The sequence below is a fragment of the Mesorhizobium sp. M1409 genome (genome assembly GCF_040317535.1).
Classification (GTDB): domain Bacteria; phylum Pseudomonadota; class Alphaproteobacteria; order Rhizobiales; family Rhizobiaceae; genus Mesorhizobium.
This window is the reverse complement of record NZ_JAMYKV010000003.1, coordinates 122,745-137,958: the sequence shown is the minus strand read 5'-3', so window position 1 is coordinate 137,958 and position 15,214 is coordinate 122,745. Positions and strand designations below refer to the sequence as shown.

20 protein-coding genes and 1 pseudogene are annotated in these 15,214 nt (G+C 62.2%); 16 read left to right on the top strand and 5 right to left on the bottom strand.

Features of this window, described 5'->3' with window-relative positions; translation table 11 throughout:
- From NKG99_RS03735 to NKG99_RS03695, 9 genes are all read left to right on the top strand, one after another.
- Window positions 1-375 carry a ubiquitination-like system serine protease family protein gene (locus NKG99_RS03735; protein WP_352864290.1) on the top strand — a complete coding sequence of 125 codons (375 nt, stop codon included), beginning with the start codon at window positions 1-3 and terminating at the stop codon, window positions 373-375.
- Window positions 372-848: a hypothetical protein gene (locus tag NKG99_RS03730; protein ID WP_352864288.1), complete on the top strand. Its 477-nt coding sequence runs from the start codon at window positions 372-374 to the stop codon at window positions 846-848. Before NKG99_RS03735 ends, NKG99_RS03730 begins: the two co-directional genes overlap by 4 nt.
- On the top strand, window positions 832-1,041 hold the full coding sequence (locus NKG99_RS03725; protein ID WP_352864287.1) for a hypothetical protein: 210 nt from the start codon (window positions 832-834) through the stop codon (window positions 1,039-1,041). Before NKG99_RS03730 ends, NKG99_RS03725 begins: the two co-directional genes overlap by 17 nt.
- Window positions 1,042-1,086: 45 nt before the next feature.
- Window positions 1,087-1,488 carry a DUF1515 family protein gene (locus tag NKG99_RS03720; RefSeq protein WP_352864286.1) on the top strand — a complete coding sequence of 134 codons (402 nt, stop codon included), beginning with the start codon at window positions 1,087-1,089 and terminating at the stop codon, window positions 1,486-1,488.
- A gap of 45 nt (window positions 1,489-1,533) precedes the next feature.
- Window positions 1,534-1,749, top strand: coding sequence for a hypothetical protein (locus NKG99_RS03715; RefSeq protein WP_352864284.1), 216 nt, complete (start codon window positions 1,534-1,536; stop codon window positions 1,747-1,749).
- A 127-nt stretch (window positions 1,750-1,876) separates the two neighbouring features.
- Entirely contained in the window at window positions 1,877-2,761 is an 885-nt protein-coding gene (locus NKG99_RS03710; protein ID WP_352864282.1) for an ATP-dependent DNA ligase, read from the top strand.
- 25 nt (window positions 2,762-2,786) lie between these two features.
- Entirely contained in the window at window positions 2,787-3,008 is a 222-nt protein-coding gene (locus NKG99_RS03705; protein ID WP_352864280.1) for a DUF768 domain-containing protein, read from the top strand.
- Between the two features lie 101 nt (window positions 3,009-3,109).
- Window positions 3,110-3,430: a hypothetical protein gene (locus NKG99_RS03700; RefSeq protein ID WP_352864279.1), complete on the top strand. Its 321-nt coding sequence runs from the start codon at window positions 3,110-3,112 to the stop codon at window positions 3,428-3,430.
- Window positions 3,427-3,795 (top strand): hypothetical protein, encoded by a 369-nt coding sequence (locus NKG99_RS03695; protein WP_352864276.1) that lies wholly within the window; start codon window positions 3,427-3,429, stop codon window positions 3,793-3,795. Before NKG99_RS03700 ends, NKG99_RS03695 begins: the two co-directional genes overlap by 4 nt.
- A 161-nt stretch (window positions 3,796-3,956) precedes the next feature.
- Here the strand turns inward: NKG99_RS03695 and NKG99_RS03690 are convergent, their stop codons facing one another.
- Window positions 3,957-4,526: a DUF2569 family protein gene (locus NKG99_RS03690; protein ID WP_352864274.1), complete on the bottom strand. Its 570-nt coding sequence runs from the start codon at window positions 4,524-4,526 to the stop codon at window positions 3,957-3,959.
- Window positions 4,527-4,655: 129 nt separating this feature from the next.
- Window positions 4,656-5,270, bottom strand: a complete 615-nt coding sequence (locus tag NKG99_RS03685) for a TetR/AcrR family transcriptional regulator (protein ID WP_352864271.1) — start codon at window positions 5,268-5,270, stop codon at window positions 4,656-4,658.
- Window positions 5,271-5,361: 91 nt separating this feature from the next.
- Here NKG99_RS03685 and NKG99_RS03680 point away from each other — a divergent pair, with 91 nt between their 5' ends.
- The 7 genes from NKG99_RS03680 (at window position 5,362) to NKG99_RS03650 (ending at window position 13,086) form a co-directional block, all read left to right on the top strand.
- The gene (locus NKG99_RS03680) at window positions 5,362-6,453 is read left to right on the top strand and encodes a polyamine ABC transporter substrate-binding protein (protein WP_352864269.1); all 1,092 of its coding nucleotides are present in this window, start codon (window positions 5,362-5,364) and stop codon (window positions 6,451-6,453) included.
- A 13-nt stretch (window positions 6,454-6,466) separates the two neighbouring features.
- Window positions 6,467-7,312 carry an ABC transporter permease gene (locus tag NKG99_RS03675; protein WP_352864267.1) on the top strand — a complete coding sequence of 282 codons (846 nt, stop codon included), beginning with the start codon at window positions 6,467-6,469 and terminating at the stop codon, window positions 7,310-7,312.
- 1 nt (window position 7,313) lies between these two features.
- Window positions 7,314-8,123, top strand: a complete 810-nt coding sequence (locus NKG99_RS03670) for an ABC transporter permease (protein WP_352864264.1) — start codon at window positions 7,314-7,316, stop codon at window positions 8,121-8,123.
- On the top strand, window positions 8,120-9,184 hold the full coding sequence (locus NKG99_RS03665; protein ID WP_352864262.1) for an ABC transporter ATP-binding protein: 1,065 nt from the start codon (window positions 8,120-8,122) through the stop codon (window positions 9,182-9,184). The genes NKG99_RS03670 and NKG99_RS03665 overlap by 4 nt, the downstream gene beginning before the upstream one ends.
- 2 nt (window positions 9,185-9,186) lie before the next feature.
- On the top strand, window positions 9,187-9,948 hold the full coding sequence (locus tag NKG99_RS03660) for an MBL fold metallo-hydrolase (protein WP_352864259.1): 762 nt from the start codon (window positions 9,187-9,189) through the stop codon (window positions 9,946-9,948).
- A gap of 563 nt (window positions 9,949-10,511) precedes the next feature.
- Window positions 10,512-11,285 (top strand): NAD kinase, encoded by a 774-nt coding sequence (locus tag NKG99_RS03655; protein WP_352864256.1) that lies wholly within the window; start codon window positions 10,512-10,514, stop codon window positions 11,283-11,285.
- 202 nt (window positions 11,286-11,487) lie between these two features.
- Window positions 11,488-13,086 (top strand): DEAD/DEAH box helicase, encoded by a 1,599-nt coding sequence (locus NKG99_RS03650; protein WP_352864254.1) that lies wholly within the window; start codon window positions 11,488-11,490, stop codon window positions 13,084-13,086.
- 117 nt (window positions 13,087-13,203) lie between these two features.
- Here the strand turns inward: NKG99_RS03650 and NKG99_RS03645 are convergent.
- The 3 genes and pseudogenes from NKG99_RS03645 to NKG99_RS03635 all read right to left on the bottom strand — a co-directional run.
- A pseudogene (locus NKG99_RS03645) lies at window positions 13,204-13,341 on the bottom strand (LysR substrate-binding domain-containing protein); the annotation flags it as partial.
- A 100-nt stretch (window positions 13,342-13,441) separates the two neighbouring features.
- Complete coding sequence (locus NKG99_RS03640; RefSeq protein WP_352864251.1) at window positions 13,442-14,350, bottom strand: ankyrin repeat domain-containing protein; 909 nt, start codon at window positions 14,348-14,350, stop codon at window positions 13,442-13,444.
- A 175-nt stretch (window positions 14,351-14,525) separates the two neighbouring features.
- A complete protein-coding gene (locus tag NKG99_RS03635; protein WP_352864248.1) occupies window positions 14,526-15,131 on the bottom strand; it encodes a hypothetical protein in 606 nt (201 codons plus the stop codon).
- Between the last annotated feature and the right edge of the window lie 83 nt (window positions 15,132-15,214).

The window sequence follows — 15,214 nt, the reverse complement described above, 5'->3', positions numbered from 1 at the left end:
ATGGGCGCGCGCGGGATCCTCCGCACCATCGAAGGCGGCCGGCTCGCCTTCTGGTGTCCGGGCTGCAACGAAGTGCACCAGGTCGCCGTCGGCGAGGGTGAAGGCCCCCGCTGGGGCTTCAACGGCGACTATGACAAGCCGACGTTCACGCCATCGGTGCTGATCCGGAGCGGGCATTATGTGCCCGGTCAGGAAGGTAGGCTTTGCTGGTGCACCTACGAGACGAGAACCGGCGACAAAGCGCCATTCCACTGCTCTGTCTGTCACTCCTTCGTGGCAGACGGCCAGATCCAGTTTCTCGGCGATTGCACCCATGATCTGGCCGGGCAGACGGTCGCGCTTTCGCATATCGACACTGGGGCGCAAGACCAATGATCGCGGCTCTCTACGCCATCCCTTATGTCGGGCCGTTTCTCGCTTTCGCGACCTCCCGCATCGGCCTGCCGCTGGTCGTCGCCGGCGGCGTCATCTTCTTCTACGAGGGCGTGCCGATCGGGCCGCTGCGCGACATCCCATATGCCGGTCCGGCGCTCGCCGGCCTGGTCGACGGCCGTGTCGATCGAGAATACGCGGCCGGCCAGAAGGCCGAGGCGGCGCTATGGCAGGAGAAGATCAAACTCGCCGCCATCGCCCAGGCCGCCGACACCAAGACGCGCCAGCAGGACATCGATGCGGCGGCGCAAGCCTACATCGACAAGCAGCACAGCGACGCCGGCCGCATCGCCGAGCTGCATCGCGCCCAGAAGGATGAAGACAATGTTCCGCCCGATCCCACGAAGCCTGCTGGTTGCAAGCCTGCTGGCATCTCTGCAGGGGTGTCAACACGACTCGATGGCATCGGTAGATAGCCTGCTGCCGAAGCCGGCCGTCCATGTCGATCCGAGCGTCACGAAGGAATGCGAGGGCGTCGTCGACATCCCGCACCGCTTCATTCCGTATGACGAGGCGATCGGTCTCTGGGCGGAGGACCGGCGGATCTCCGGCGAATGCAAGCGCGGCAAGCATGCCGCGATCGTGATCATCAAGGTGCTGGCGCGATGAAGCGCGCCGCCGAGTTCGACAACGGCATCTAGGAGGACGGGGCGCATGGCGACATCGGCGACGAAAAGCCTGGAGATGATGGTCGGCGGCCTAGTCGCCGCGATGGAAGGCGTCCAGCGTGACGTCACCGAAATCCGGCGCGACATCAAGGAATCAGATGCTCGTGCCGCGTTGAGTTACGAGCAGTCCGAGCACCGTGCCGCCGCCAGTCGATCGAAGATGTACGCCAAGACCGACGAGCTGGTCGACCGGCTTGCTGAAACCGAGAATGCTGTGAAAACGCTCACCGATGACATGAACGAGGTCAAGGCCGTCACCGCAGAGGTGACCCGCTGGAAGCTGATGGGCATGGGTGCGCTGGGCGTCACCGGCATCGCCTTCGCGTCGATGGGCTCTCTGATCACCTATTTCTGGTCCGACATCTGGCGCGCGCTGCGCGGCATGTAGATCCGCGCCCGGCGGTTCCGGGCAACATCATCATAGGAAAACCCCATGACCACCACCATCAAGGTGAACACCAACGGCAACTATGTCTCGACCATCAAGATCAACGGCGTAGAAGCGGGCACCGTTGGCCCCGGCACGATGGTCGAAAAGTCGTTCTGCCTGCCGCACAACAACGGCGGTCCCTCGGTATTCGAAGTGTTCGAGCGTCCGGCCACGGCCGAGGAGATCGAGGCTGCGAAGCCCGCCGCTCCCGCCGACTGAACTCTTAACCACTCGTAAAATCGTTTCGAGTATCGCCCGTCTCGGCTCACGCCGGGGCGGGCTTTTTGCGTTTTTGGAACTATTTTAGCGAAAACTGATTGAATCGCTTGGCGGGGAGTATGAGTGCATGAGTGCTGACCGGCTGAAGTTCATCAAGCCGCAGGAGCCCCTTCTGGTGCTGGAGCCGCCTGTCAGCGACGATTGGCTGCACGAAATCAAATATGACGGCTTTCGTATCCAGCTGATCCTCGACTGGGCCGGTGCGCGCGCCTTCACCAGGAACGGCCACGATTGGTCGAAACGTTTCTGGCCGGTCGTCGATGCTGGCGAAAAGCTGCCGGCGAAATCGTTCATCATCGACGGCGAGATGATCGCGCCCGAGCCGGACGGACGGCCGAACTTTCACGCCATGCACTCCCGCATGGCCTGGAATGCCGAGCTGCTCGCCTTTGTCGCCTTCGACATCCTGCACAAGGATGGCGAGGATCTGCGCCAGCGGCCCGCGATCGAGCGCAAGGCGATGCTCTGGGATCTCGTCAAGCCCGCCACCGGCATCATCCAGTATAGCCAGCATGTCGAGGGCGGCGGCGCCGACTTCTTCGCCGCGGTCGACAGGATGAACCTCGAAGGCATGGTGTCGAAGCGAAAGGCGAGCCCCTATCGAAGCGGCGAGTCCGATGCCTGGGTGAAAACCAAATGCTGGGATGTCGACGAGCTCGACCTGATCGGCGTGAAACGGCAGGCCGGCAAACAGACCGAAGGGTTGTTCTCCAGGGACGGCAAATATGTCGGTAAGGCCGTCATCGCCACCACCCGCGCCATCAAGGACCGGCTGTGGCGACGCATCGAGCGAGCCCGCGCCAAACAACCGGCCGGCGTGCCAACAGCGGTCGTCGATGGTGACGTCGAATGGGTCAAGCCGGGCAGCATCACCGCCGCCGTGCGGCACCTGAGGGGCGAGCCGAAGCTGCGCCATGCCTCGGTGCAGGGCTTTCGCGAAGACGGAACCTAAGCGCCCCATCGAGCTTATTGGCGTCATGAGCACACGAAGCACCAACTTCCTGTACGAGTGGATCTCGAAAAACGTGCCTGAAACAGTCGGCGCAGATATCATCTCGGTGAGTGACATGACGGTCAGGCTATTTGCCGACGCGAAGGCTGCCGGCATAGGAAGTGTTGAGCTCGAGGAGGATATTGGCAGCGTCTACGAAGCGATACTAGACGCGTTCGTCCATCACGACGCCGGCTTGGTCGATTGAGGACCACCGGTCAACCTTTTAAACGGTCTCGATGGCGCCGCCGCTGCGTTCGTCAAGAGTCGGCTTGACCGAGAACAGGAATTTGTTCTTATTCCGTTCTCATGCCGGAACCCTACGCACCCAAGCATCGCGACTATCCGCTGTCCAATCTGAACGATGGACGGCGGCTCGTCCGCGTGACCTGCCGGTACTGCAAACGCCTGCACAACTACTTCCCGGACGATCTCATCCAGATATTCGGTGACGTCGACGTCGACTCGCTGGCCCGTCGTATGACGTGCGAGAACGGATCGGATCACGGCATGCTCAACATCGAGGCGTTCTCCCCGACCGGCAGGGAAGCCGTAGGATTGCGCATCCGGCGCCTGGTAGCCCTGAAGATCCAGCGCGTCCCGATCTGGCGCGAGGAGCCGCCGCGGTGACCGATCGCCTCAAGGTCCGTTTGGCCTATCAGCGCGGCTGGCAGGTCGTCGACAACGACCATGTGATCGAGACCTTCGACAGCAAGGTCGAGGCGTTCTCCTATGTCCACGCCAAGGGCGCCCGGGTTTGGCTGGCCTGGAGCCGGACCGAGATCGGCGGTAGGTCGCCACCGTATGATTTCGCGGCCCAATTCCAGCAAGATGGCGTCGGGCGCATCATGAAAACGCTGCACGGTCCATCCGCTGGCACATGGTTCTGGACATGTTCGGACCGCGGCGCGCGTGGCACGGTGGCCACTAAGGATGAAGCGGTGGTCGAGGTCGCCTACACTCGACGCGTTATCGGAGCGGATTTGCCGCGCTGAGTGGGACAACCGGCCCGAAAAACATAATGAAATCTCGCAAAGCCGGAGTGCCCACTTTTCAGCAAGCCATTGAAATCTAACGTTTCAGGAATTCCGTCCGGGGGCACCAGCTCCGATCGACGACTACCCGAGAGCCAGAGCCTTCCGGGCGCCCCGATATCCTATGACGCGCTCGCAATTTGGGCGGATACCCCAACCCTGGTGAACGTGTTGCGTACCCTGACGGATTTGTAGACGTAAGCGACCCAGAGTCCGGTAAGGACAAACGAGACTATCGGCGCCGCAAGCGCGCCTCCGGTGACCACTTGCCCGACCGCAACCCCGAGAGCAGCGGAAACCCAGGCAGCGTCCAGGATGAAAACCACCGGGATTGCAAGCCACTGGATGAGAAACAACTGCTTGAACCAAGAGCTCCGCCTCAGCATGGCAACCAGCACCACCAGTTGAAGCACCAGAAATGCCAGCAGCAAAGCAACCTCACCATAGACTACCATGGGTCCATTCGGCACCAGCATGAGTTGGTTGTAGCCATCGCTCGAGGAACCCAATACGAGAAGTGTGCGCAGCGGTGACAATGCCTGGCCGATCGCCAGCAGCATCAACCAGCCACCGATGCCTACAAGAGTCTCAGGATTCTGTGATGGCTTCGTGGCTGATCGAACAGCAAAGAAAACAGGCACGCCGATCAACAGCAGCACGATTGCCCAATGCCAGATGGAAAACGACCCCATTTTACCCCTCTCCCTTATTTATGCCCTTCTAGGTTGTATCAGATTTCAAACTCAACTCAAGAGGTGAGTCTCGTCTGAAACCAGGTTTTATGCCGAAGCGACGATTTCTCCTGTCTGCTCCTGACTCTTTCACGCCCCGATCGCCGCCACCAGTATTCTATTCTGCCTGCGTATCGCCGCGCGCAGCTCGGGGATCTTCGCCGCGTCGCGCTTCACGAATTCGATGAACATCATGTTCATGTTGTTGAAGATCAGTTCGCCGAGCGCCGCCCCATCGATGTCCTGCCGCACCAAGCCAAGGGTCTGCAGGCGGGCGATCAGGGCGCGGATCTGTTCGGTCAGCGCGCGGTCGAGCCCGGTGTAAGCCTGACCGAACGGGCTGTCGGGCAGTTGCGTCGAGATCGCCATGGCCTGCCGCCACATCTCCTTGCTGAGATAGTGCAGCGAGTGTTCGATGTAGATGCCGATCAGCGTGTCCAGCGCATCGCCGACATTGGCCGGCGGCCTGGCGACGACCCCCTGCCCGGCATTGAGCACCTCGTTGACCTCCAGCGAGACGATGGCGCCGAGGATGTCGCCCTTATTCTGATAGTAATTGTAGATCGTACCGACCGAGACTTCGGCTTGGGCGGCGATCGCCTCGATCTTGGCGCCTTCATAGCCGGCCTCGCGAAACAGTTCCGCCGCCGCCTCGATGATGCGGCGGTGCCGGTCCGCCTTTTGCCTTGCCCGCAATCCGCTCATCCCAGCCTCTTGCCATAAAAACAGAATTGACTCAATTTTAGAATTGGTTCAACTTTTTGCAAGAAGCCACAAAGGCAAGGGAGAACACTCGATGTCCGCTAAACCTGCATCCAGGAATCCGCTTTCCGTTCTGAAGAGCCATCTGCATGCGGCGTGTGCCGCAACGGCGCTGCTGCTCGGAGCCGGCAGCGCTGCCCAGGCCGCCGACCTCAACGCGCTGATCTGGTGCGATCACGCCGATCCGGCGCTGCTGCAACCCTTCGAAGAGGCCAATGGCGTCAAGGTCAACGTCAAGGAATTCGAGGGCACAGGCGCCGGACTGGCCATCGTCGAACAGTCGCAGCCGGGCGACTGGGACGTGATGGTGATCGATAGCATCGACATACCGCGCGGCGTCGAGAAGGACCTGTTCGAGCCGCTGCCGGACGACAGACTGCCGCTGGCCGACCTGTTCCCGCAGGTGAAGATGGACGGTTCCACCGTGGTCGGCAGCAAGCGCTACGGCATCACCGAAAAGTTCGGCTACAACACGATCGGCTACAACAAGACCAAGGTCGATCCGGCCGACATGCAGTCGATGGCTGCCCTCACCAGCGACAAGTACAAGGGCAAGGTCGCCATCTACGATTACTATCTGCCGGTCATCGGCATGGCGGCACTCGCCATCGGCAAGACGACTGCCGATCTGACCGAAGCCGACCTGCCCGCCCTCAAGGACGAACTTCTCAAGATGAAGGCCAATGCCAAGCTGGTCGGCGAAGTGACCGCCAGCCAGACGGCGCTGGCGACCGGCGAGGTCGACATACTGGTTGGCGGCGGCGAATGGGTGACGGCGGGGCTGGCCAAGGAGAACCCGGCGCTGGACTTCTCGATTCCTAGGGAAGGCGCGGTTCTATGGTCGCAGTCGCTGGCCATGTTCAAGGATTCCAAAAACAAGGACATGGCGCTGAAATTCATCCAGTACATCATGAGCCCGGAAGGCCAGGCGCGGCTCGCCACCTCGTCCTGCTACTGGGGCATGCCGGCGAACACCAAGGCGGCGCTGACCGACGAGCAGAAGAAGATCCTGCGCTTCGACGAGCAGCCGGGCTTCCTGGCACGCGCCCAGGCCTATCCGGCGCCGAACGCCGATCTCGACAAGAAGATGCAGGACATGTGGACCGAAATGCTGCAGGCGAAATGAGCGATTGCGGCTAATGAAGTCAATTGGAAGCAACGGGCGTGCTTTGCCCTGGGCGCTGGTGACGCCGGCGCTCGGCTGGACGCTGCTGTTCTTCGTGCTGCCCTTCATCGCCATGGGGTTTTCCAGCCTCACCGCGCATGAGGGCGGCGGCTTCACGGCGTCCAACTACAGCCAGTTCTTCACCAACCCTTCCTACTGGCAGGCGATGGTGAACTCGCTGCAGGTCACCGCGATCGTCACCGTCGTCTCGGTGCTGCTCGCCTATCCCTTTGCCTGGATCCTGGCCGAACAGGTGCCGGAACGCTGGCAGCGGCTGGCGCTGATGCTGGCCGTGCTGCCGTTCTGGACCTCCTATGTCGTGCGCTCCTACTCCTGGCTGCTGGTGCTGGCGCAGAACGGTGTGATCAACCGCGCGCTGACCGGCTCGGGCCTGTTCAGCGAACCGGTGCAGTTGGCCAACACGCGCTTCGCCACCGTCACCGGTTTTGTGCATTTCTTCGTCATGCTGTTGACGCTGACCATCTTCGCCAATCTCAAGCAGCTCAGTCCGAGCTACCGCAAGGCCGCCGCCGACCTCGGCGCCGGGCCGGTGCGCACTTTCCTGCATGTCGTGCTGCCGCTGACCTTGCCCGGCATCATGGTCGGCGCCTTCCTCACCTTCGTGCTGTGCATCGGCGACTACATCACGCCGCAGATCCTGGGCGGCAACAACGAGCTTCTGATGCCGCAGTTGGTGATGATGCAGATCGGCCGGCGCGGCGATTTTCCGCTGGCCTCGGCGCTGTCGATCATCCTGATGGCGGTGGTCACCATTGCCTACCTCGCCTGCGCCCGCTGGCTGAAGATCGAGCGGGCCTGAGATGCGCAGGATCGTCCGCATCGCCTCCTGGCTCTACGCCGTCCTGATCTACGGCTTCATCTTCCTGCCCGTGATCGTGCTGGTGCTGTTTTCGCTGCAGGCGACGTCGTTTCCGATCCCGCCCTTCACCGGCCCGTCGCTGCGCTGGTACGACGCGGTTCTCTCCGACGTCAGGCTGACCTCGGCTCTCTCCGACGTCAGGCTGACCTCGGCGCTGGTCAATTCGCTGCTGGTCGCGTCCATCTCGTCGCTCGCCGCCGTCACGCTCGGCTTCCTCTCCGCCTGGGGTTTTGCGCGCTTCGTCCTGCCCGGCTCCGGCCTGCTGCGCGGGCTGATCACCCTGCCGCTGACGGTCAGCTACCTCATCATCGGCATGGGGCTCCTGGTGCTGTTCAACTGGGCCGGCGTGCCGAAGTCGCTGCTGGCCGTCGGCATCGGCCATGTCGTGATCAACCTGCCGCTGTGCTTTGCCATCATCTACAGCCAGATGGGCGACCACCAGATCAACATCGAGCGCGCCGCGCGCGACCTCGGCGCGCCGGAATGGAAGGTGCTGCTGCTGATCACCGTGCCGGTCATGGCGCCTGCCATCTTCGCCGGTTTCTTCCTGTCGATGACCTTCTCGTGGGACGAGTTCGTGATCTCCTTCCTGCTCACCCGCTTCGACACCACGCTGCCTGTTGAAATCTGGAACCTGCTGCGCTCCGGCCTCAATCCCAAGACCAACGCGGTCGGCTCGCTGGTCTTCGCGGTCTCCATCGTGCTGGTGGTGCTGTTCGAACTGACATTGCTGCGAAGGAGAAAGGCATGACCGCGCCTTTGGTCGATATCCGCTCCGTCTCGCACCGCTTCGGCCAGCAAACCGTGCTGAAGAATGTGTCGTTGCAGATCGAGCCCGGCAGCTACACCATCCTGCTCGGACCCTCGGGCTCCGGCAAGACGACGCTGCTGTCCATTCTGGGCGGCTTCGTCACGCCCAGCGAAGGCAAGGTGTTCATCCGTGGCGAGGACTGCACGTCCGTGCCGCCGGCCAAGCGCCCGACGACGACGGTGTTCCAGGACTACGCGCTGTTTCCGCATATGAGCGTCGGCGGCAATGTCGGTTTCGGCCTGCGCATGCAGGGTGTCGACGGCACGACCCGGGCGGCAAAGGCACGCGAGGCGCTGGCGCTGGTTGGACTGGCCGCAGCCTTCGACAAGAAACCGCATCAGCTTTCCGGCGGCCAGCGGCAGCGCGTGGCCCTGGCGCGTGCGCTGGTGATCGAGCCGGCGGTGCTTCTGCTCGACGAGCCGCTCGGCGCGCTCGACCTCAAATTGCGCCGGCAGATGCAGGATGAATTGAAGGCGATCCAGAAGCGCGTCGGCACCGCCTTCATCCATGTCACCCACGACCAGGAAGAAGCGATGGCGCTGGCCGACCATTGCGTGGTGATGAATGACGGGCGCATCGAGGACGAAGGCCCGCCCGAGCGCGTCTATGCGCGGCCGGCGACGCGCTTTTCCGCGACCTTCATGGGCGAAAGCACGATCCTTGCCGGCACAGTCGCGGAGGCCGGGGACCTGACAAGCACTGTTGCGACGCCGGTCGGGCCGGTTTCACTGCCCAGCGCGTTGCCGGCGGGCTCCGCCGTTGCGCTGGCCATACGGCCGGAGCATCTTGTCCTCGGCATGGCCGTAGGCACCGTACAGCTCGGCTCCGCCAAGGTGAGCGATGTCGTCTTCCAGGGCAGCTTCAAGCGCGTGCTTGCGGCTTCCATCGAAGATCCCTCGGTGCAATTCATCGCCAAGTTGCCCGCTACAGCGACCGTCCAGCCGGGCGACACGGTCGCGATTTCCTGCGATACCGACCAGATCGTCCTGCTGACGGATTGAACATGGGTACGCTTCCGCTCATCGACGCTCCCGACTGGTACGAGACCATCCGCATGAGCGATGGCGTGACGCTGATCCATGAGCCGTGGATCAAGCCGTTCTTCCGCTGCAATATGTGGCATGTGCGCGGCCGCGACCGCGACCTCCTGTTCGACACCGGGCTTGGCCATTTCAGCCTCCGGCGTCACGTGCCGCTGGTGAGCGAGCGCAAGCTCATCTGCGTCGCCAGCCACACGCATTTCGACCATATCGGCTGCCACCACGAATTTCCCGATCGCTGTGTGCACGCGGCCGAGGCTCAAATCCTCGCCGATCCGCGCAACGAATGGACGGCCGCCGGCACCTACGCGACCGACGAGATGTTCGATGGCATGCCGCGAGGCTGGGACACGGCGCGCTACGGCATTCTGCCCGCACCCGCCGGCCGCTTGCTCAACCATGGCGATGTCGTCGATCTCGGCGACCGTGCCTTCGAGGTGATCCACACGCCCGGCCATTCACCCGGCGGCATCGCGCTCTACGAAAACAGGACGGGCATCCTGTTATCCGGCGACATCATCTATGACGGCCCGCTGATCGACGATGTCTATCACTCGGACATATCAGACTACATGGCGTCGCTCATTCGCCTGCGCGACCTCGATGTCTCGGTCGTGCATGGCGGCCATTTCCCAAGCTTCGGCAAGGTGCGCTACCACCAGCTTGTCGACGAGTATCTGGAACAGAAGCGGCAAGCCGGCTGCCATCTGCGGAAGGGTTCATAGCTGAGTTGAGCGTGATTTCCTCGATCAGCACGCGCTACTCGGTCCGGCGATCCGTTGGCGCAGCGGTTGGAACGCCCGCAGCCGGTTTCGCTTCCAGCCAGAAACGACACGCCTCGCCAAGTCAGGTCCGAGTTACAGCGCCCTTTGCGGGCATGGCGCCCCGGCGGCATCGCCACAGCGCGACGCCGTGGGCTGAGGTCGGAAGCTCGTCTCTTCGGACTGGCGCACCAGTTCGGCAAAGAGAAGCGCGAAGCTTCCCAGCATCAGAAATACGATGATCAGGCGTGTTACCGGCAATATGTCGGCCTCGACTGGCTAGCCCCACGCCACCCAACCAATGCCGGCTAACATGACCGGTCCGGCTTTACGAGAGTTTAAAGCCGGTCTTAACCATCACATTCGCGTAGCCTTTGACATGATGCGCGAACGGCAAGCCGCATTCCGCCGCTCCGCGGTCGCCTCGACGCGCGCGGCTCTCTTTGCAGACACGGCCCGCCCATGCTACCCCGGCGCTGGCGCGTCCCGGTAACCGGCCGCCGCCAATGGGTCGTCATCGGGAAGCCATGAGCACAGCCGCCAGCCGCATCGCCTTCGTCTCGTCCGACACCGCTGACGCCAAGGCGGCGCTGGAAAGCCTGTCGGCGCGCTATGGCCAGTCCTCCGTCGAGGATGCCGGGATCGTCGTCGCGCTCGGTGGTGACGGCTTCCTGCTGCAGACCCTGCGCGACACGATGGGGACCGGCAAGAAGGTCTACGGCATGAACCGTGGCACCATCGGTTTCCTGATGAACGAGTACCGGTTCGGCGGGCTCACCGAGCGGATCGCGGCCGCGGTCGCCGAAACGATCCGCCCGCTGGAAATGCTGGCCGAAACCTCGGAAGGCGAAACGCTTTCGGCGCTGGCGATCAACGAAGTGGCGCTGTGGCGGCAGTCCTACCAGACGGCCAAGATCCGGATCACCGTCGACGAGCAAATACGGCTCGAGGAACTGAGCTGCGACGGCGTGATGATCGCGACGCCGGCCGGGTCCACCGCCTACAATCTCTCCGCGCACGGGCCGATCCTGCCGCTCGATGCGCCATTGCTGGCGCTGACCCCGGTCAGCCCGTTTCGCCCGCGCCGCGGGCGCGGCGCGCTGCTCTCCAACAAGGCGACCGTGCGCTTCGACATTCTCGAGCCGGAAAAACGGCCCGTGAACGCCGCCGCCGACCATACGGAAGTCAAGGCGGTGACCTCGGTCACGGTCAGGGAATCGCCAACAGCGACGGCGACGTTGCTGTTCGATCCCAACCATTCCTGGAACGAACGCATCCTCGCCGAACAGTTCCGTTACTGAGCCGGCGCGGCGAACTGCACGGGGGTTAAGTATCCCGATTAAGGTTACAACTTCACAATCGCGCCAATCACGGCCGTTTCTGTTGACAAATCGAGGGCTTGCTCCTAATTGCAATACCAATCTTGCAGGCGCGTGGCGCTTGCCGCGACAGACGTCGTTAGACGCCGTTGCGCTTCCCCGAACCAGCCAAAGACAACAACAATTGTCCTCAGACACCACGACCGCTCCAGAAGCGTTGACCTTTTCAGACCTCGGCCTGTCGCCGAAGGTTCTTTCCGCAGTCACCGATGCCGGCTACACGCAGCCGACACCGATCCAGGCTGGTGCCATCCCGCACGCGCTTCTCGGCAAGGATATTCTGGGCATCGCCCAGACTGGCACCGGCAAAACGGCTTCCTTTGTGCTGCCAATGCTGACCCGCCTCGAAAAAGGCCGGGCTCGTGCCCGCATGCCGCGCACGCTGATCCTGGAGCCGACGCGCGAGCTCGCCGCACAGGTCGAAGAGAATTTCATCAGATACGGCAAGAACCACAAGCTCAACATCGCGCTTTTGATCGGCGGCGTGTCGTTCGATGAGCAGGACAAGAAGCTGGAGCGCGGCGCCGACGTGCTGATCGCGACGCCCGGCCGCCTGCTCGACCACCGCGAGCGCGGCAAGCTGTTGCTCAACGGCGTCGAGATCCTCGTCATCGACGAAGCGGACCGCATGCTCGACATGGGCTTCATCCCCGACATCGAGCGCATCTGCGAGATGATCCCGTTCACCAGGCAGACGCTGTTCTTCTCGGCGACGATGCCGCCGGAGATCACCAAGCTCACCGAAAAGTTCCTGCATGCGCCGGTGCGCGTCGAGGTTTCCAAGGCCGCGTCCGCGGCGACCAACATCATCCAGCGCCTGGTCAAGTCCGGCTCCAAACCATGGGACAAGCGCGAGACCTTGCGCAACCTGATCAAGGCCGAAGATGCGGAGCTGAAGAACGCCATCATCTTCTGCAACCGTAAGGTCGAGGTGGCGGAGCTGTTCCGCTCGCTGCTGAAGTATGATTTCGACGCCGGTGCGCTGCATGGCGACATGGACCAGCGCGCGCGCATGCAGATGCTGGCCAATTTCCGCGACGGCAAGCTGCGTTACCTGGTCGCCTCCGACGTCGCCGCGCGCGGTCTCGACATCCCCGATGTCAGCCACGTCTTCAATTACGACGTGCCGATCCATGCCGAGGACTACGTTCACCGCATCGGCCGCACCGGACGCGCCGGGCGCTCTGGAAAATCCTTCACCATCGCGACCAAGTCGGACACCAAGTACATCGACGCCATTGAGCGGCTGATCGGCAACAAGATCGAGTGGCATGACGGCGACCTGTCGACAGTGGTCGCCAGCGAAGGCGAGGACGATGCTCCGCGCCGCGGCAAAGGCGCGCCGCGCCGTGCCGGCCGCAAGGACGACGACCGCAAGGACCATGATCGCAGGGAAAAGGGCGGCGAGCGCAAACCACGCGAACGCCACGCCAGGCACAGCGAAGAAGCGGCACCGGAAACGGTACGCGAGGATCAGCCGCCAGCCGAGGCCGCGGTCGCCGACATCGGCGAACGCCGCTCGCGCAAGGAAGCGATCCGGTCGGAAAACACCGAGCGCAAATCATCCGATCGCAACGAGCAGCGCGCACCGGAACGCGGCGACACCAGGCCGCAGCGCGACAGCAACCGCCCTGCCCGCCAACGCCATCAGGAAGACAACGATTCGACCGTCGGCTTTGGCGATGACATGCCGGCCTTCATGAAGATCGTCGCCAAGGTCTGATACGACGGCGCTGCGCGTCTTTTTGGACGCGCAAAAGTAGCCGTTTGCGAAAACGACCAGCCGGCTGGAAGGTGCGCCGAATACGACGCGCCGTAAAGCACCCAGGCATTTCGCCTGCCAGCCGGAATCCGGCAAGTGGCCGATTCGTATCGTCAAATCGAGGCCCTCGGCACCGAGATCGACAAATCCGTCGGAAAGCTGGAGGTCAACCTCGACCCGAGGATGGGTCCGCATGTAATCGGCGATTACCGGCATGAGGAAATCCGGACCGAACAGAATTGGTGCGCTCACGCGCAGGATGCCTGACGGCTCCGATCGCTGGTTGCGGATCACAGTACCCGCCAGACAGGGGCAATCAATTGTCGGGAAGCGGCATTGGTGTGTCACTCAAGGTCCGCAGGTAAGCGATGAGGTCTGCTCGCTGCTTCTCGTCCCGCAGACCCGGGAAAATCATATCTGTTCCGGGCAAAGCGAATGCCGGATTTGAGATAAAAGAATTGAGGTCCTCAAAGGTCCAAGTGCCGCCGGCTTCCTTTATGGCTGACGAATACGGGACATCGCTTTGTGAGGCCTTCGGCCGCCCTACGACGCCCCACAGATTGACCCGTTTGGGAATCTTGAGGCTCGGTGATGCAAGATGACAGGCCCCGCACGTTCCGTCGAAAATTTCCTTGCCCGATTCAGCGCTTGCCGATGCAAGTCGAGCCGAAATCGACGCAATGGCCGGTCGTCCGGCGCCATGACTGCGCAAGTAAGCCACGACGTCGTCGTGACCCCTGAGCTTGGCCAAATGTATGGGCGGATTTCCATTTGATGTCAGTGCGTTGACCTCTGCCCCGGCGTCCACAAGATGGATGACGCACTGAAGGCAGCCATTTTCGGCAGCCACGTGCAGCGGCGTCTGCGCTTTCGCCACCCGATTTGGATCGGCCCCATTGTCGAGCAACAGCTTCACGATCTCGGCGTGCCCAGCCTTGTTGGCGGCGTAGAGTGGCGTTCTTTGCCAGCTGACGGGCAGGTTGACGTCCGCGCCACGATTGATCAGAAGTTTGGCTAACTCGACATTTCCGCCTTCGCAGGCGATGTAGAGCGCCGTAACGCCGTCAATTTCGTTAATCGCGGCGCCTTTGTCCAAGGCGGAAGTCACCGCCGCGACGTCGCCGTTCCTGACAAGATCACCTAAGTGGCTCGCCTGGGCGGGCAGTGTAAAAAGCCAAAGGACGCACGAAGCCGATATCGCCCAGATGCGCGCCCGCTTTATCATTGTATCCTCCCTGATGAGAGTCCTGACGGGCTTGCCCTTAGAATTAGGGCTTGCTGGCGGCCGACATGGCAACGGTAGCCTAGAATGGCCGCTTTCGCCTCGGAGGCAGACTAAATGTCTGATCCAAGCATGCCCGTTTATGAGTTCACGCGCGCTAGCCAGCCTGGCTCGCCCTTTACATCGGTCCAGGCATCATCTTGGTCGGTTTCTCCAGCATCGGAAATTCGGCCTTGCTGCATTTCACGTTCGGGTTCGTCGGACTGAACATCCCGTTCGGGTTGTCCGTCAGCCAGGCGTGAAGATCGTAGTGCACGAACTCCCGCGGGATGAGCGGATAGTGCCCCTCCATCGGTCCCATGAAGGTTTGGCCGAAAAGCTTCGGGGGTTCCTTGATGTCTGGTGTCAGAGGCACCAGCCATTCCACGCCCACCAGGTGCAAGCCCTTCTTGGTCGGTTCGTAAATCAGCACATTGGGGTGCATCGGGTCGAGTTTTTGGCCAATACTCGGGACGTTGACGAAATGGATACCCATGGCGCCTTTCGGGTAATCCATCGCACCCGCTATCTTTTCTCCGCTGTAGTAGACGCAGCCGACTGTCGACAGATAGAGGTCGCGGACGGCTGCGGTGTAGTCCTCATATTTGGCCAGCGACTTTTTCAAGGCATCTATGTCGGCCTTGTTGACGTCCTCGGCCCGAGCCGTGGCTAGGCCCAACCATGCGCTCATCAGGCTTGTTAAAGTAAGGACGCCGCAGCGCCCAAGGCTGGCTGTTCTTGGCATGCATTCCTCCCAGATTTTCTCATCTGGCCGTGCAAGACCCGAGGCGGGAAAAATGCTGATTGCGCGGCCAGTTACACCGCCTC

What these genes read in the sequence shown, in the direction of transcription:
- NKG99_RS03735 (WP_352864290.1), top strand. Translation starts at nt 1, where the DNA reads ATGGGCGCGCGCGGGATCCTCCGCACCATCGAAGGCGGCCGGCTCGCC.
- NKG99_RS03730 (WP_352864288.1), top strand. Translation starts at nt 372, where the DNA reads ATGATCGCGGCTCTCTACGCCATCCCTTATGTCGGGCCGTTTCTCGCT.
- NKG99_RS03725 (WP_352864287.1), top strand. Translation starts at nt 832, where the DNA reads ATGGCATCGGTAGATAGCCTGCTGCCGAAGCCGGCCGTCCATGTCGAT.
- NKG99_RS03720 (WP_352864286.1), top strand. Translation starts at nt 1,087, where the DNA reads ATGGCGACATCGGCGACGAAAAGCCTGGAGATGATGGTCGGCGGCCTA.
- NKG99_RS03715 (WP_352864284.1), top strand. Translation starts at nt 1,534, where the DNA reads ATGACCACCACCATCAAGGTGAACACCAACGGCAACTATGTCTCGACC.
- NKG99_RS03710 (WP_352864282.1), top strand. Translation starts at nt 1,877, where the DNA reads ATGAGTGCTGACCGGCTGAAGTTCATCAAGCCGCAGGAGCCCCTTCTG.
- NKG99_RS03705 (WP_352864280.1), top strand. Translation starts at nt 2,787, where the DNA reads ATGAGCACACGAAGCACCAACTTCCTGTACGAGTGGATCTCGAAAAAC.
- NKG99_RS03700 (WP_352864279.1), top strand. Translation starts at nt 3,110, where the DNA reads ATGCCGGAACCCTACGCACCCAAGCATCGCGACTATCCGCTGTCCAAT.
- NKG99_RS03690 (WP_352864274.1), bottom strand. Translation starts at nt 4,526, where the DNA reads ATGGGGTCGTTTTCCATCTGGCATTGGGCAATCGTGCTGCTGTTGATC.
- NKG99_RS03685 (WP_352864271.1), bottom strand. Translation starts at nt 5,270, where the DNA reads ATGAGCGGATTGCGGGCAAGGCAAAAGGCGGACCGGCACCGCCGCATC.
- NKG99_RS03680 (WP_352864269.1), top strand. Translation starts at nt 5,362, where the DNA reads ATGTCCGCTAAACCTGCATCCAGGAATCCGCTTTCCGTTCTGAAGAGC.
- NKG99_RS03675 (WP_352864267.1), top strand. Translation starts at nt 6,467, where the DNA reads ATGAAGTCAATTGGAAGCAACGGGCGTGCTTTGCCCTGGGCGCTGGTG.
- NKG99_RS03670 (WP_352864264.1), top strand. Translation starts at nt 7,314, where the DNA reads ATGCGCAGGATCGTCCGCATCGCCTCCTGGCTCTACGCCGTCCTGATC.
- NKG99_RS03665 (WP_352864262.1), top strand. Translation starts at nt 8,120, where the DNA reads ATGACCGCGCCTTTGGTCGATATCCGCTCCGTCTCGCACCGCTTCGGC.
- NKG99_RS03660 (WP_352864259.1), top strand. Translation starts at nt 9,187, where the DNA reads ATGGGTACGCTTCCGCTCATCGACGCTCCCGACTGGTACGAGACCATC.
- NKG99_RS03655 (WP_352864256.1), top strand. Translation starts at nt 10,512, where the DNA reads ATGAGCACAGCCGCCAGCCGCATCGCCTTCGTCTCGTCCGACACCGCT.
- NKG99_RS03640 (WP_352864251.1), bottom strand. Translation starts at nt 14,350, where the DNA reads ATGATAAAGCGGGCGCGCATCTGGGCGATATCGGCTTCGTGCGTCCTT.
- NKG99_RS03635 (WP_352864248.1), bottom strand. Translation starts at nt 15,131, where the DNA reads ATGCCAAGAACAGCCAGCCTTGGGCGCTGCGGCGTCCTTACTTTAACA.